A 15046-nucleotide genomic window follows, 5' to 3' on the forward strand; every position below is an offset into this window, starting at 1 on the left:
CTGGGTAGGAAAAAACCCCGACAGAGTACCGTCAGCTGGCGTCTGTGGCGAGGTTGGCGGTCACCTGAACACAACACATTCCCCTGCAGGCGTGAGCCTGCTCGCGATAGCGGTCTTACGCCCACAATTGATATTGCCTGATACACCGCTATCGCGAGCAGGCTCACTCCTACAGATTCAATGTTCGACTGGCTTGCGGCGGCGCAGGCGCCAGCCAATCAGCACCAGCAACACCACGCCCAAACCACCGGCAATCAGCCAAAGCACCTCATCATCACTCAGCAACGGTTTCTCGATTCGCAGATACCCCGGCTGCAACAGCAATTCGCGCATGGCCTTGTTCGCCGTCTCCAGCGTCACGCCTTGCAGCTCCCGGGCAGGATTGGCAAAACGCCCGTCCTCGTAGTCGCCCAGCGCGCTCCAGTAGTAATCAGCCATCGCGCTGTTGCCTTGCACCGCCCAGGCCTGATGGGCGATGGCAGCCTGTTTGATCCGGGCGAAGGTGTCGGGATCGAGGCCGTTTTTCAGCAGGTCGGCCTTGAGGTCTTTCAGCACCTGCTGGGCTTCAGCGACGTCATCGCGATCCACGTCGGCGTTGAGGCTCATGAAGCCGACTCCGCCAAACACTTCGCGCTCGGCCCACGGTCCGTAGGACAAGCCGTGGTTCAGGCGAATCTGCCGGTACAGCGCCCAGTCGAGGTAGTCCTTGAGAATGTCGAACGTCTCGTCGTACTGATCGTCCAGCACCGGCTCCGGCACCAGCCAGTGCAACTTGGCGCTGTCGCCGATGAAGCCACGGGTGAGGGTGCGCTCATGGGCGGCGCTGGTGCGGATGTCCGGCAGCTCACGGTGCTCGGCCGGATCCACCGCTTCAAGTGCGCCCCAGGTACGTTCCAGATAGGCCGGCAGCAGTTTATCGAGCTCGCCGACGACGATCAGGGACATGTTGTTCGGCGCGTACCAAGTCTTGCGCACCTTCTCCAGTTGCTGCTGGGTCAGGTGACCGACCTCGGCCCGTTGCGGGCATTTCAGGCCCAGCTCCACTGCCAGTTGATTGCTCGCGGTGTGGCCCAGATCCTGACGGTCGAGGAAGCGTTGCAGGCGCGTGTAATGGCCGCCGTCTTCGCGCTCGACCACGCGTTTGGCGGCGTTGATCGCGTTGTCGTCGATGCGGGTCTGGGTCAGCAGGTCGAGCAGCAGGTCGAGGACCTTGCGCTGGTTCTTCGCCGGGGCTTCGATGACGAACGTGGTGTCGGCGTTGCTGGTAAACGCGTTCCACTCGCCGCCCAGCGCCTGCATGCGCTCCTCGAGGCCACCTTCGCCAGTGGCGTCGACGCCGCTGAACAGCAGGTGCTCGAGCAGATGCGGCAGCTCTTTTTCATCGCAATCGAAATCGTCGAGACCGACGCCCACCACCAGGCGGATCGCCACGTGCCCGCGTTCGGTGCCCGGCTTGAGCAACAGCTGCAAACCGTTAGGCAGCGCATAGCCTTCGACCTGAAATCGATCAACGGCGAAGGCGGGCAGGGAACCGAGCAACAGACAGGCGAACAACAGGCAACGCATAACAGGCTTCCGTACGGCTGATTTGGAGATCCGTGTCGTCAGTCAGGCCCTCATCGCGAGCAGGCTCACTCCTACATTTGAAACGCGTTCCCCCTGTAGGAGTGAGCCTGCTCGCGATAGCGCCCTGAAGGCTGAATCAATGTTACTGACTGACCCCAGCCCCAGACGTTCAAGGCGAATGCGTAATGTCGGCAATATCATCCGCTTCCAGCGCCCCGGTATCCGCCGTTTCCAGCACCACGTAAGCACTGCTGCAAAACAGCGAATTCAAGCGCTTCATATCCGCAATCAGCTCCAGGTGCAGCGAACTGGTTTCCAGACTCTGCACGATCTTACGTTGCAAACGGCTGACATGGGCATGGGCCAAACGGCGCTCCTGTGCGCGGAAGCGACGTTTTTCGCGCAATAGCTGACGAGCGCTTTCCTTGTCGCCGCTGAGAAACACCGACAGCCCCAGGCGCAAATTGGCGATCAGCTGCTGATGCAGCCCGGCCAGATCTTCCAGACCTTCCTCGGAAAACGAGCGACGTTGTGAGGTTTTCTGCTGCTGCACCTTGCGCAGCATGCGTTCGATCAGGTCGCTGGCCAGTTTCAGGTTGATTGCCAGCTCGATGGTCTCCGCCCAGCGCCGACTGTCCTGCTCGCCGAGGTCCTCGCGGGGCATTTGCGCCAGGTACAGCTTGATCGCGCTGTACAGGGCTTCGACGTCATCGGTCAGACGGCGCATCTCTTGGGTAACGGCGGTCTGCTTGCCGCGCAACACGTCGAGGGTGGCGTCGAGCATGTTGTCGATCAGGTCGCCCATGCGCAGGGTCTCGCGGGCGGCGTTGGCCAGCGCCAGGCTTGGCGTCGACAACGCGGTCAGATCCAGATGTCGCGGCTTGGCAGTGCCGTTGACCTCCGGGCGCTCCGGCAACAGCCAGGCGCACAGGCGCGCCATCGGCGAGACGCTGGGCAGCAGAATCAGGCAGCGCACAGTGTTGTAGAGCAGGTGGAAGCCGATGACCATTTCCTGCGGGCTGAAATCCAGACCGTCCATCCAGTGCACCAACGGATCGAGCACCGGAATGATCAGCAACAGCCCGATCAGCTTGTACAACAGGCTGCCCAGCGCCACTTGGCGCCCGGCCGCGTTCTGCATACTGGTACTCATGAACGCCAGCACGCCGCTGCCGATGTTGGCGCCGATCACCAGGCCGATCGCCACCGGCAGACTGATCACACTGGCGCCGGCCAGCGTCGCGGTCAGCAGCACGGCAGCGAGGCTGGAGTAGGAAATCATCGCGAACAGCGCGCCGACCAGGGCATCGAGCAGGATATCGCCGGTCAGCGAGGCGAAGATCACCTTCACTCCTTGGGCGTGAGTGATCGGTGCGGCGGCTTCGACGATCAGTTGCAACGCCAGAATGATCAACCCCAGACCGATCGCCACCCGGCCCATCTGCCCGAGCCGCGTCTGTTTGCGTGAGAGAAAGAAAATCACCCCAAGAAAAATCAGCAGCGGCGACAGCCACGACAGGTCGAACGTCAGCACCCGCGCCATCAGCGCGGTACCGACATCGGCACCGAGCATGGTTGCCAGCGCCGGGGTCAGCGCCATCAGGCCCTGACCGACGAAGGAAGTAACGAGCATGGCCGTGGCGTTGCTGCTCTGCACCATCGCTGTGACAACGATGCCGGCGACGAACGCGAGCCAGCGCCTGGACATGTTCTGGCCGATCACATGGCGCAGGTTGGTGCCGTACACGCGCAGGATGCCGGTTCGGACGATGTGCGTGCCCCAGATCAGCAGGGCCACGGCAGAGAGCAAATTGAGCAGGGTGAGCATGCAGACCCCCTGTAGTTGCAGCGCCCCAGAGGGGCAAGTTGACGGTCCCGCGCGGTTTCTACGTTTTTGATACTTAAGCTGTAGTTGGCTAACGGTCTGGGCGCCAGCATTGCACAGCTAAAGTGCTGATTGAAATAAAACTGTCATGAAAAACAGCTTCGTCCGCCTCCTCTGGCATCAACCCGATGTCACAGGTTTTGTGGATTGCCCGAGTTTTTCAGTGCCCTTGAACAATTGTGGGAGCAGGCTTGCTCGCGAAAGCGCTGGATCAGCCAACATTTCTGTCGACTGACCCTGCCCCTTCGCGAGCAAACCCGCTCCCACAAGGGATGTTGCGTGTGAACTAGTGGATTACTGCCCCGGAATGTCCTTGCGCAGTTTCACCGGGTCCTGCTGTTTTTTCTTCTTCGCAATCGCGGTGCGCATCTTGATGTTGATCGCTTCAACCGCCAGCGAGAACGCCATGGCGAAGTAGACGTAGCCTTTCGGTACGTGCACATCGAAGGATTCGGCGATCAGCACGGTACCGACCACCAGCAGGAACGACAGCGCGAGCATTTTCAGCGATGGATGTTTGTCGATGAATTCGCTGATCTTGCCCGAGGCGGCCATCATCACCAGCACCGCGACGACGATTGCAGCGACCATGACCGGCACGTGGGACACCATGCCGACGGCGGTGATCACCGAGTCCAGCGAGAACACGATGTCGATGATCGCGATCTGGATGATGGTGTAGAGGAAGTTGCCGCCCTTGCCCGAAGGCTCGTCGCCGCTTTCGTCTTCGCCTTCCAGCCCGTGATACATCTCTTGCGAGCTCTTCCACAGGAGAAACAGGCCACCGAAGAACAGGATCAGGTCGCGACCGGAAATGCCCTGGCCGAACACCACGAACAGGTCGGCGGTCAGGCGCATGACCCAGGTGATCGACAGCAGCAACAGGATCCGCGTGATCATCGCCAGGCCAAGCCCGAAGATCCGCGTGCGCTGCTGCATGTGCTTGGGCATGCGGCTGACCAGGATCGAAATCATGATGATGTTATCGATGCCCAGAACGATTTCCAGGGCGGTCAGGGTAAAGAAGGCAACCCAGATTTCGGGGTTGGTCAGCCAATCCATGTGTATTCCTTTGAGCGAATGTTAAACCAGGACGCCAGCAAGCAGCTGGCGTCCTGGTGAGTGAATGCCGTTACAACGTGCTGAACAGCGGGAACGTTCCCAGCAGCAAGGCGGCCACTAGTATGCACAGGCAGACCAGCACTGCCCACTTCAAGGTGAAACGCTGGTGGTCACCGAATTCGATACCGGCCAAAGCCACCAGCAGGTAAGTCGACGGAACCAGTGGACTCAGCAGGTGGACGGGCTGACCGACGATCGAGGCACGGGCCATTTCCACGGCGGTGATACCGTAATGGCTGGCCGCTTCGGAGAGCACCGGCAACACGCCGTAGTAGAACGCGTCGTTCGACATGAAGAACGTGAACGGCATGCTCACCAGCGCCGTGATCACCGCCAGATACGGGCCGAGGAAGTCCGGAATCACTGCCAGCAGACTTTTCGACATGGCGTCGACCATGCCGGTTCCGGACAGGATACCGGTGAAGATACCCGCAGCGAAAATCAGACTGACCACCGACAGCACGCTGCCGGCGTGGGCCGCAACGCGGTCCTTCTGCATTTGCAGGCACGGGTAGTTGACGATCATCGCGATACTGAACGCCACCATGAACAACACCGGCAGCGGCAGCAGGCCGGCGATCAGGGTGCACATCAGCGCCAGGGTCAGCAGGCCGTTGAACCAGATCAGCTTCGGACGACGGGCATCCGGGAACTGCGACACACTGATTTCACTGTGGTCGATCTCGTCGCCGATCAGGTGCAATTCACCCAGACGCGCCCGTTCACGTTTGCCGTAGAAGTAGGCAATGATCAGGATCGCCACCACACCGGCAGCCATCGCCGGAATCATCGGCACGAAGATGTCCGACGGGTCCACGTGCAGCGCACTGGCGGCACGGGCGGTCGGGCCGCCCCAGGGGGTCATGTTCATCACGCCACCGGCGAGGATGATCAGACCGGCCATGATTCGCGGGCTCATGCCGATACGGCTGTACAGCGGCAGCATGGCGGCCACGCAGATCATGTAAGTGGTCGCGCCGTCACCATCGAGGGAGACGACGAGCGCCAGCACGGCGGTACCGACCGAAACTTTCAACGGGTCGCCCTTGACCAGTTTGAGGATCTTGCGCACGGCCGGGTCGAACAGGCCGGAGTCGATCATCAGGGCGAAGTACAGAATGGCGAACATCAGCATCACGCCGGTCGGCGCGAGCTTGGTGATGCCTTCGAGCATCATCGGGCCAATCTTCGGCGCAAAGCCACCGAACAGCGCGAACAGGATCGGGATGATGATCAGGGCGATCAGCGCAGACAGGCGCTTGGTCATGATCAGGAACATGAACGTGATGACCATGGCAAAGCCAAGGAAAGTCAGCATGGGAATACTCCAGGCGTAGCGCGGCTAAATGAGTGAGCGGATCGGATGGATCAGCGCAGAACGGGAAGCACGAGACGTACGGGCGGAGTTTCAGCGAGAAGGCGGGCTACAGAGGACATCAGAATCACCATTGTTGTTGTTAATTGGGCCTGACGTGCGAGCGATCACACGCTTTGGCCAACCGGTCTGTTGCCGGTAGTGGCGGCGATCCTAATCGGGCAACCTTTCAACTACCTTTCGCTGAAGAAAGCTTGGGGTGAATGGTCAACCGGCCGTCGGATGCGGCTAGAGTCAAATAATTCGGGGACGGGAGGACGCGGACATGGGGGAATTGCACAGCGGTGGCTGCCACTGCGGACACATCCGCTATCAGTTCAGCGGGCCATTGCACGACATTGCCCACTGCCACTGCTCAATCTGCCGCAAGGTCAGCGGCGGCATCGTCACCACATGGATCACGCTGCCGGCGGCCAGATTCCAGTGGCTGGCCGGGACGCCGTCGCGCTATGACTCGTCGAACAGTTGCGCGCGATATTTCTGCCCGCAGTGCGGCGCGCAGCTGGCGCTGGTGACCCTGCTCAGCCCCGAAAGCATCGATGTGACCATCGCCACGCTGGATCACCCGGAGCAGGCGCCCGCCGAGCGGCATATCTGGACTGCCAGTCAACTGCCCTGGCTGCATCTGGACGAGCAGTTGCCGGGCGAGCCGCAAGAAACCCTGCAGGTTTACCAAAGCCCGATCAAAAAATAGACAGATCCAACGGCCGTATCGCCCCCATCCAGATCGCATGCTCGGTGTGGTCGAGCAGATCATCGCCGGTGTCCGGGTGCAGGAACACCACCAGCCCCTTGCGATTGAGCGCCAGCCACGGCAGCACCTCGCCGATCAGCGCCGGGCCGAAGGCCAACTGGCAGCTCCAGTCCGGGTGCGGGCCGACTGGGCGCTCGTGCATTCGGCCCATCTGCAAGGCAAAGGTCTGTGCCGCCTGTTCGCACAAGGCCCGGGCCTGAGCAAGGGTGCTGGCGTCGTAATAGATATGGGCGTGGTAGCCCTTGATCGTGTGCATCTGCAAGCCTCTGAATCGATTCGAACCCTCACCGCTCCCTGTGGGTCACACGCCATATGACAGGAACAGGAGCTCAGCCATGAAAAATGCCGAAACCCCAACGGTGAAAGTGGTGCTGTATGGTGCCATGGCCAGCCTGGGCGGCGCGTTGATGGCTGAATTGCTGCGCAGGCAGCACGAAGTCATCGCGATTCTCGACGATTTGAACGTGCTCGCGCCACGTCCCGGCCTGCGCACCAAGAGCGGCGATCTGTTCGACGCCGAGCGGGTCAATCAAAGCGTAGCGGGCAGCTCGGCGGTGATCTGTCTGCTGGACGCGCCGGGCCTGCCGTTCAGCAGCGACCATGTGGAGCGGTCCGTGGTGCTCGGGCCGGTGGAACAGGTGCTGGCAGTCGATGCGTTGGTCGACGGCCTGCAGGCGGCCAACGTGTCACGGCTGTTTCTGGTAGGGAATTTTGCCGTCCTCGACGAACCGGATCTGGATGACGGGCTGCAACGCCACGCCGCCGAAGAAATCCGCGAAGCCCTGCAAAGCAGCCCACTGCAATGGACGCTGGTGAACGCGCCACACGGTGTAGCGGGGCTGACCATCGAGCATTTCAGCCAGGTCGGCGGCAATCTTGAGCCGGGGCTGGCGGAGCCGCTGGAACGGCTGAACCGGGTCGCGGTGGGGATTGCCGATGAGCTGAGGCTGAATCTGCATGTCGGGCAGCATGTTAATTTTGTGGCGACGTCAGATACGTAAAAAGATCGCAGCCTTCGGCAGCTCCTACGGGTTGAAGTGCGACTCCATGTAGGAGCTGCCGCAGGCTGCGATCTTTTGATCTTCAAACCGCAATCGACGGGAGCGCCATGCCCGTCAGGGATTCGGCGCTGCTGGTCTGCTCGGCCATCAACCAGTCCACAAACTGTTCAATCAACGCACCACGACGTTTGCGTTGCGGCAGCACCACGTAATACCCCAGACGCGACAGGGTAGTCTCGGCGATAGGCCGGCACAGCAAGCCCTGGCTCAGCAAGTTATCCACAAGGTGCCGCCAGCCGATGGCGACACCCTGGCCGCCAATCGCCGCTTGAATCAACAGCGTGTAATTGTCGAAACGCAATTGCCCGGGTGCCGGCGGGGTAGTGATGCCCAGTTCGCGGAACAGCCTGCTCCAGTCAAACCAGTTGCTGCTGTTTTCACCGCGCAGGTGCAGCAGCGGAAACTCCAGCAACGCCTGGGCGGGCAAGGGCAGGGGCCGGTCCTTGAGCAATTGCGGGCTGCACACCGGGAACACTTCTTCGCTGAACAGCCAATGGCTTTCGCCCTGCTTGAAGCGCCCGTCGCCAAACAAGATTGCGACATCGATGTCGGTGCGCAGCATGTTGTGGTTGCGCTCGCTGGTCACCAGGCTGACGTCAACCTGCGGATTGGCTTCATGGAAGCGATGCAGGCGCGGCATCAGCCAGTACGCAGCAAAGGCGAAGTCGGTGGCGACCTGCAACACCTCATGCTGCTGTTGTGTGCTGATCGCGCTCAACCCTGCATCGATATGCTGCAAACCGAGCTGAACCTGCTCGAACAGAAGGGTCCCGCCCTCGGTCAGTTCGATGCCCCGGTAGATCCGGTCAAACAGCCGCGCCCCCAGTTGTTCTTCCAGACGCTTGATCTGTTGGCTGATCGCCGGCTGCGTGGTGCCAAGCTCTACCGCCGCAGCGGTAAAGCTGCGATGGCGCGCCGCCGCTTCGAAAGCACGCAACAGATCGAGGGACAGATTACCGAGGGCTTCATACATAAGCTGTGCTTATCCTAGTCATTGTCCGGCGCGGGCTTTACCCGACAGAGCATGGACTCCATGCTCGATCGCAGCAATGTCGCATAAATATTCACTATGGAACGCCGCGATCACATGAAGCGCAAGAACATTCTTTTCATCATGGCCGATCAAATGGCCGCGCCAATGTTGCCGATCTACGGCCCCTCGCCGATCAAACTGCCGAATCTTTCGCGCCTCGCTGCGCAAGGCGTGGTGTTCGATGCCGCTTACTGCAACAGCCCGTTGTGCGCGCCGTCGCGCTTCACCCTGGTCAGCGGCCAGTTGCCGAGCAAGATCGGCGCCTACGACAACGCCGCCGATTTCCCCGCCGACATTCCGACCTACGCCCACTACCTGCGTCGCCTCGGCTACCGCACCGCGCTGTCGGGCAAGATGCATTTCTGCGGCCCGGATCAACTGCACGGCTATGAAGAACGCCTGACCAGCGATATCTACCCGGCCGACTACGGCTGGGCGGTAAATTGGGACGAACCGGACGTGCGCCCGAGCTGGTATCACAACATGTCCTCGGTACTGCAGACAGGGCCGTGCGTGCGCACCAATCAGCTCGACTTCGATGAAGAGGTGGTGTTCAAGGCTCAGCAGTACCTGTTCGACCATATCCGCGAGGACGGCGACCAGCCGTTCTGCCTGACCGTGTCGATGACCCACCCACACGACCCGTACACGATTCCCAAGGCGTTCTGGGATTTGTATGACGACAATGACATCCCACTGCCGACAACCCCGGATCAACATTCGCTCGATCCCCACTCGCAACGCCTGCTCAAGGTCTACGACCTGTGGGATAAGCCATTGCCTGTGGATAAGATCCGCGACGCACGCCGGGCGTACTTCGGGGCGTGCAGCTATATCGACGCCAACGTCGGCAAACTCCTGCAAACCCTCGAAGAAACCGGGTTGATCGATGACACCATCATTGTCTTCTCCGGTGACCACGGCGACATGCTTGGCGAGAAGGGCCTCTGGTACAAAATGCACTGGTTCGAGATGGCCGCACGGGTGCCACTGCTGATCAGTGCGCCGGGGCAGTTCGCCGCCTCCCGGGTCAGCGCCGCCGTGTCCACTGCCGACCTGTTGCCGACCTTTGTCGAACTGGCCGGTGGCACCCTGGAACCAGGCCTGCCGCTGGATGGGCGTTCACTGGTAGCGCATCTGCAAGGGCAGGGCGGACACGACGAAGTGTTTGGCGAATACATGGCCGAAGGCACGATCAGCCCGTTGATGATGATCCGGCGCGGTGCGTACAAATTTATCTACAGTGAAAGCGACCCTTGTCTGCTCTTCGACGTGCACAACGATCCGCGTGAATGCGAGGAACTCAGCCAGTCGCCGCAACATCGCCCGCTGTTCGACGATTTTCTCGCCGAAGCGCGAGCCAAGTGGGACATTCCGGCGATCCACCGCGATGTGCTCGCCAGCCAGCGTCGCCGCCGTTTTGTTGCCGAGGCGCTGACCCTCGGCAAGCTGAAGAGCTGGGATCACCAGCCGCTGGTGGACGCCAGTCAGCAGTACATGCGCAACCACATCGACCTCGACGATCTGGAGCGCAAGGCCCGTTATCCACAACCCTGCCAAAACCAATAATGTTAAGGGGAAGTCCATGCGCAAGTTATCCACAGCACTGACGATTGGCCTGCTGGCCCTGGGCAGCGCCTCGGCATTCGCCGAGCAAAGCTGCGAAACGGTGAAAATGGCCGATCCGGGCTGGAGCGACATCGCCGCAACCAACGCCATCGCCGGTTTTTTGCTCGACGGCATGGGCTACAAGGCCAAGGTCGACACCCTCGCGGTGCCGATCACCTTCGGCGGCTTGAAGGACGGTCAGGTGGATGTGTTCCTCGGTAACTGGATGCCGGCGCAGCAGGGCTTCTACGACAAATTCGTCGCCACCGGCGACGTGACGCAACTGGCGAAGAACCTCGACGGCACCGAATTCACCCTGGCGGTACCGGACTACGTGTGGGACGCCGGTGTGCACAACTTTGCCGACCTGAACAAATACGCCGACAAATTCGACAAGAAGATCTACGGCATCGGTTCCGGCGCGCCTGCGAACATCTCGCTGCAGGAGATCATCAAGAAGAACGACTTCGACCTCGGTCAGTGGAAGCTGATCGAGTCCAGCGAGCAGGCGATGCTCGCCGAAGTCTCGCGGGCGGTGAAGAAACAGAAATTCGTCACCTTCCTCGGCTGGACCCCGCACCCAATGAACGTGCAACTGAAGATGCATTACCTGAAGGGCGGCGAGAAGTATTTCGGCGACACCGGCAGCGTGTTCACCCTGACGCGCAAGGGCTACGCCGAGGCCTGCCCGAATGTGGGCAAGTTGCTGAGCAACCTGTCATTCACCCAGGAAATGGAGAACAGCATCATGGCTGAGGTGGTGAACAAGAAGGTCAGCAATGCCGATGCGGTGAAGGTGTGGATCAAGGCCAATCCGGCGGTACTGGATAAATGGCTGGACGGGGTCAAAACTGCCGATGGCAAAGAAGCGTTGGCGGCGGTAAAAGCCAAGCTCTGATCCAGTTCCTGCAGTTCCTCTGTGGCGAGGGGGCTTGCCCCGTTGGAGGGCGAAGCCCTCCCAAAGCGCACAATAAGGTCTGACAGACTGAATACCTGTCCTGATTCAGGGGTGGCTGCGCCACCCAACGGGGGCAAGCCCCCTCACCACAATGTCTGTGTCGTCCTCTGTTAATCTTTCGCAAAACTCAACCGCGAGCCCCCATGGCCTTCCCCAGTCGCCACTCACTCTTCCCTTTCCTGAACTGGCTGCCCCGGCAAACCCGCGCCAGCGTTGGACGGGATCTGGTCGTTGGCCTGAGCGGCGCGATTCTCGCCTTACCGCAGTCGATCGCCTACGCCCTGATCGCCGGCCTCCCACCCGAGTACGGCCTCTACGCCGCGATCATCCCGGTATTGATCGCCTGCCTGTGGGGTTCGTCATGGCACCTGATCTGCGGCCCGACTGCGGCGATTTCGATTGTGCTCTACGCCAGCGTCAGCCCGCTGGCCGTGCCCGCGTCGCAGGACTACATCATGCTGATCCTGTTGCTGACCTTGCTCGCCGGGATCTTCCAATGGCTGCTCGGTTTGCTGCGCTTCGGGGCTTTGGTGAACTTCGTCTCGCATTCAGTGGTGCTGGGGTTCACCCTCGGCGCGGCGGTGGTGATTGCCATCGGCCAGTTGCCGAACCTGCTGGGGCTGGATCTGCCGGCGAAAGCCACGGCACTGGCCAGTCTGATGGATCTGCTGCAGCATCTGCGGGCTGTGGATAAACCTTCGCTGGTGTTGGGCGTGGCCACGGTGGTGGTCGGTTTCGTGCTCAGACAACTGCTGCCACGTTGGCCGACTCTGTTGATAACGCTGGTGCTGGGCAGTGCGGTGGTGTGGTTATGGCCGTCGATGTTCGGCCATGTGCATCTTGTCAGCGCCTTTGTCGGGCGTTTGCCGCCGTTCAGTGCGCTGCCGCTGGATCTGGATCTGATTCTGCGTTTGCTGCCGAGTGCCGTGGCGGTGGGCATGCTCGGTCTGGTCACCAGTCTTTCGATTGCCCGCTCGATTGCTGCACGTTCGCAGCAGTTGCTCGACGCCAATCAGGAAGTTCGCGCACAGGGTTTGTCGAATATCGTCGGCGCGTTCTTCTCTGGATCGTTGTCGGCCGGCTCGTTCACCCGTTCCGGCCTGAGTTACGAAGCGGGCGCCTGCTCGCCGCTGGCCGGGGTGTTTTCGGCGATCTGGGTCGCGCTGTTCGCGATTTTCGGCGCCGGACTGATTTCGCACATTCCGATTCCGGCCATGGCCGGGAGCATTCTGTTGATCGCCTGGGGACTGGTGGATCATCGCGGGATCCGTTCGTTGCTGCGGGTCAGCCACGCCGAATTCGTGGTCATGGCGCTGACTTGCCTCGCCACCTTGCTGCTGGAGTTGCAGACGGCGATTTATGCCGGAGTGCTGGCCTCGCTGTTCTTCTACCTCAAGCGCACTTCGCAACCGCGGGTTCAGCATTGGCGCGATGGCGAAGACGACGTACTGCGGGTCGGCGGCTCGATCTTCTTCGGCGCCAGCCATTACCTGCAAGTGCGTCTGCAACGGCTGCACGGCACACGGGTGGTGATCGATGCGCAACACATCAACTTCATCGACTATTCGGGAGTGGAAATGCTGCACCAGGAAGCGCGGCGCCTGCTGCGCCAGAATCGCAGCCTGACCCTGCGCCGGGCACGGCCGCAGGTGGTGGAGGAGCTGCGCAAGCTGGAAGGGCCGGAGAAATGCCCGATCCGGTTTGAGGATTGATCCAATAAACACCGCATACCCCTGTAGGAGTGAGCCTGCTCGCGATAGCGGAGTATCAGTTGAAACATTTGTGTCTGACACTCCGCTATCGCGAGCAGGCTCACTCCTACAAGGATTATTGCGCTAGCTGGCGACGTAGCTCGGCCAGTACCGGCGCCGTATCCGGGCGCACGCCGCGCCAGAGGAAAAACGCCTCGGCGGCCTGCTCGGCCAGCATCCCCAGACCATCCATCACCACCGCTGCGCCATGCTCACTGGCCCACCGGCAGAACGCGGTCGGCTCTTTGCCATACATCATGTCGTAGCACAGGGTCTGGCCCGGCTCGATCAGGCTCGGTGCAATTGGCGGCACCTCGCCGGTCAGGCTGGCCGAGGTGGCGTTGATGATCACGTCCACCGGCTCCCGCAACCAGTCGAAACCACTGGCCGCCACCGACCCCAGATCACAGAACAACTCGGCCAGCAGCTCGGCCTTGTCCACCGTGCGGTTGGCGATGATCACCGACGCCGGTTTTTCCGCCAGCAACGGCTCCAGCGCGCCACGCACTGCGCCACCGGCACCAAGCAGCAGGATGCGTTTGCCGGTCAGGCTGAACCCGGCGTTCACCGTCAGGTCGCGCACCAGCCCGGCGCCGTCGGTGTTGTCACCGAGCAGCGTACCGTCGGCGAGTTTGCTCAAGGTGTTCACCGCACCGGCCCGTTGCGCACGGGCGGTCAGGCTGTTGGCCAGACGATAGGCGTCTTCCTTGAACGGCACGGTAACGTTGGCGCCGCGACCGTCCTGGAAGAACGCCGTCGCGCAGCCGCTAAAGTCGTCGAGTGGCGCCAGTAGCGTGCTGTAGTCGAGGCGTTGCCCGGTCTGCTCGGCGAACAGTTTGTGAATCATCGGCGACTTGCTGTGGCCGATCGGGTTACCGAAAACGACGTAACGATCCATCAGCAGTCCTCAGGCCTGGGCCAGCCAGTCGCGATCTTGCAGGAAGTAGTCGGTCAGGCGCGCTTCTTCGCTGCCGGGCTCGGCTTTGAAGTCGTAGGCCCAGCGCACTTGCGGCGGCAGCGACATGAGGATCGACTCGGTACGCCCGCCCGACTGCAGACCGAACAGGGTGCCGCGGTCATACACCAGGTTGAACTCGACGTAGCGGCCACGGCGGAATTCCTGGAATTCACGCTGTTTGGCGGTGAACGCATCATGCTTGCGGCGCTGCACGATGGGCAGGTAAGCGTCGATGTAGGCGTCGCCAATGGCACGCATGAAGGCGAAACTGGTGTCGAAGTCCCACTCGTTCAGGTCATCGAAGAACAGGCCGCCGATGCCGCGCGGTTCATGCCGATGCTTGATGTGGAAGTAGGTGTCGCACCAGGCCTTGTAACGCGGGTAGACGTCCGGCCCGAACGGCGCGCAGGCCTGTTCGGCAACGCGGTGCCAGTGGATGCAGTCTTCTTCGTTGCCGTAGTACGGGGTCAGGTCGAAGCCACCACCAAACCACCAGACCGGCTCTTCACCTTCCTTTTCGGCGATGAAAAAGCGCACGTTGGCGTGGGACGTCGGTACATGCGGGTTGTGCGGGTGAATCACCAGCGACACGCCGAGGGCTTCGAAGCCGCGTCCCGCCAGCTCCGGGCGATGGGCGCTGGCCGACGGCGGCAGGCCGCTGCCGAACACGTGAGAAAAGTTGACGCCACCCTTTTCGATCACCGTGCCGTTTTCGATCACGCGAGTACGACCACCACCACCGGCAGGCCGGGCCCAGGCGTCTTCGACGAAGCGCGTGCCGCCATCTTCGGTTTCCAGTGCGGCACAGATGCGGTCTTGCAGGTCGAGCAGATAGGCCTTTACGGCGTCGGTGCGGGTCGTCATGGCTTCACCTTGAATCAGGGCATAGCTACGCGGGCGCCCCGCAGGCGGGGGTCGGCGCAAATGGGCGCGTAGCATAACACCGCAGACCCGCGCGCCGCAGTTGACGAAGAT

The 15046-nt window shown here is 61.3% G+C and carries 13 protein-coding genes; 5 read left to right on the plus strand and 8 right to left on the minus strand.

Going from position 1 to position 15046, the window contains the following annotated elements; translation table 11 throughout:
• Positions 1-177: 177 nt before the first annotated feature.
• The 4 genes from KKQ10_RS05040 to KKQ10_RS05055 all read right to left on the minus strand — a co-directional run bounded on the left by KKQ10_RS05040 (position 178) and on the right by KKQ10_RS05055 (position 5891).
• Positions 178-1566, minus strand: a complete 1389-nt coding sequence (locus KKQ10_RS05040; protein ID WP_215500433.1) for a M16 family metallopeptidase — start codon at positions 1564-1566, stop codon at positions 178-180.
• A 169-nt stretch (positions 1567-1735) separates the two neighbouring features.
• Complete coding sequence (locus KKQ10_RS05045) at positions 1736-3394, minus strand: Na/Pi cotransporter family protein (RefSeq protein ID WP_215500434.1); 1659 nt, start codon at positions 3392-3394, stop codon at positions 1736-1738.
• Positions 3395-3745: 351 nt separating this feature from the next.
• Complete coding sequence (locus KKQ10_RS05050) at positions 3746-4513, minus strand: TerC family protein (protein ID WP_127649445.1); 768 nt, start codon at positions 4511-4513, stop codon at positions 3746-3748.
• A 70-nt stretch (positions 4514-4583) separates the two neighbouring features.
• A complete protein-coding gene (locus tag KKQ10_RS05055) occupies positions 4584-5891 on the minus strand; it encodes a CitMHS family transporter (RefSeq protein ID WP_007954069.1) in 1308 nt (435 codons plus the stop codon).
• Between the two features lie 322 nt (positions 5892-6213).
• On the opposite strand from KKQ10_RS05055, the gene KKQ10_RS05060 reads away from it, so the two are divergent.
• A complete protein-coding gene (locus KKQ10_RS05060; RefSeq protein WP_215500435.1) occupies positions 6214-6642 on the plus strand; it encodes a GFA family protein in 429 nt (142 codons plus the stop codon).
• Here the strand turns inward: KKQ10_RS05060 and KKQ10_RS05065 are convergent.
• A complete protein-coding gene (locus tag KKQ10_RS05065) occupies positions 6632-6958 on the minus strand; it encodes a DOPA 4,5-dioxygenase family protein (protein WP_215500436.1) in 327 nt (108 codons plus the stop codon). The genes KKQ10_RS05060 and KKQ10_RS05065 overlap by 11 nt on opposite strands.
• 79 nt (positions 6959-7037) lie before the next feature.
• On the opposite strand from KKQ10_RS05065, the gene KKQ10_RS05070 reads away from it, so the two are divergent.
• On the plus strand, positions 7038-7703 hold the full coding sequence (locus tag KKQ10_RS05070; protein WP_215500437.1) for an NAD(P)-dependent oxidoreductase: 666 nt from the start codon (positions 7038-7040) through the stop codon (positions 7701-7703).
• Between the two features lie 82 nt (positions 7704-7785).
• Here KKQ10_RS05070 and KKQ10_RS05075 read toward each other — a convergent pair whose 3' ends face one another.
• Positions 7786-8736, minus strand: coding sequence for a choline sulfate utilization transcriptional regulator (locus KKQ10_RS05075; RefSeq protein WP_215500438.1), 951 nt, complete (start codon positions 8734-8736; stop codon positions 7786-7788).
• Between the two features lie 114 nt (positions 8737-8850).
• On the opposite strand from KKQ10_RS05075, the gene betC reads away from it, so the two are divergent.
• The 3 genes from betC to KKQ10_RS05090 all read left to right on the plus strand — a co-directional run bounded on the left by betC (position 8851) and on the right by KKQ10_RS05090 (position 13074).
• A complete protein-coding gene (betC, locus tag KKQ10_RS05080) occupies positions 8851-10365 on the plus strand; it encodes a choline-sulfatase (RefSeq protein WP_215500439.1) in 1515 nt (504 codons plus the stop codon).
• Between the two features lie 16 nt (positions 10366-10381).
• Entirely contained in the window at positions 10382-11302 is a 921-nt protein-coding gene (gene choX / locus KKQ10_RS05085) for a choline ABC transporter substrate-binding protein (protein WP_215500440.1), read from the plus strand.
• Between the two features lie 203 nt (positions 11303-11505).
• On the plus strand, positions 11506-13074 hold the full coding sequence (locus KKQ10_RS05090) for a SulP family inorganic anion transporter (RefSeq protein ID WP_215500441.1): 1569 nt from the start codon (positions 11506-11508) through the stop codon (positions 13072-13074).
• Positions 13075-13189: 115 nt separating this feature from the next.
• Here the strand turns inward: KKQ10_RS05090 and aroE are convergent, their stop codons facing one another.
• Complete coding sequence (gene aroE, locus KKQ10_RS05095) at positions 13190-14011, minus strand: shikimate dehydrogenase (RefSeq protein WP_215500442.1); 822 nt, start codon at positions 14009-14011, stop codon at positions 13190-13192.
• A gap of 9 nt (positions 14012-14020) precedes the next feature.
• On the minus strand, positions 14021-14935 hold the full coding sequence (hemF, locus tag KKQ10_RS05100) for an oxygen-dependent coproporphyrinogen oxidase (protein WP_215500443.1): 915 nt from the start codon (positions 14933-14935) through the stop codon (positions 14021-14023).
• Between the last annotated feature and the right edge of the window lie 111 nt (positions 14936-15046).

The organism is Pseudomonas sp. MG-9 (assembly GCF_018729515.1).
Lineage (GTDB): Bacteria > Pseudomonadota > Gammaproteobacteria > Pseudomonadales > Pseudomonadaceae > Aquipseudomonas > Aquipseudomonas serboccidentalis.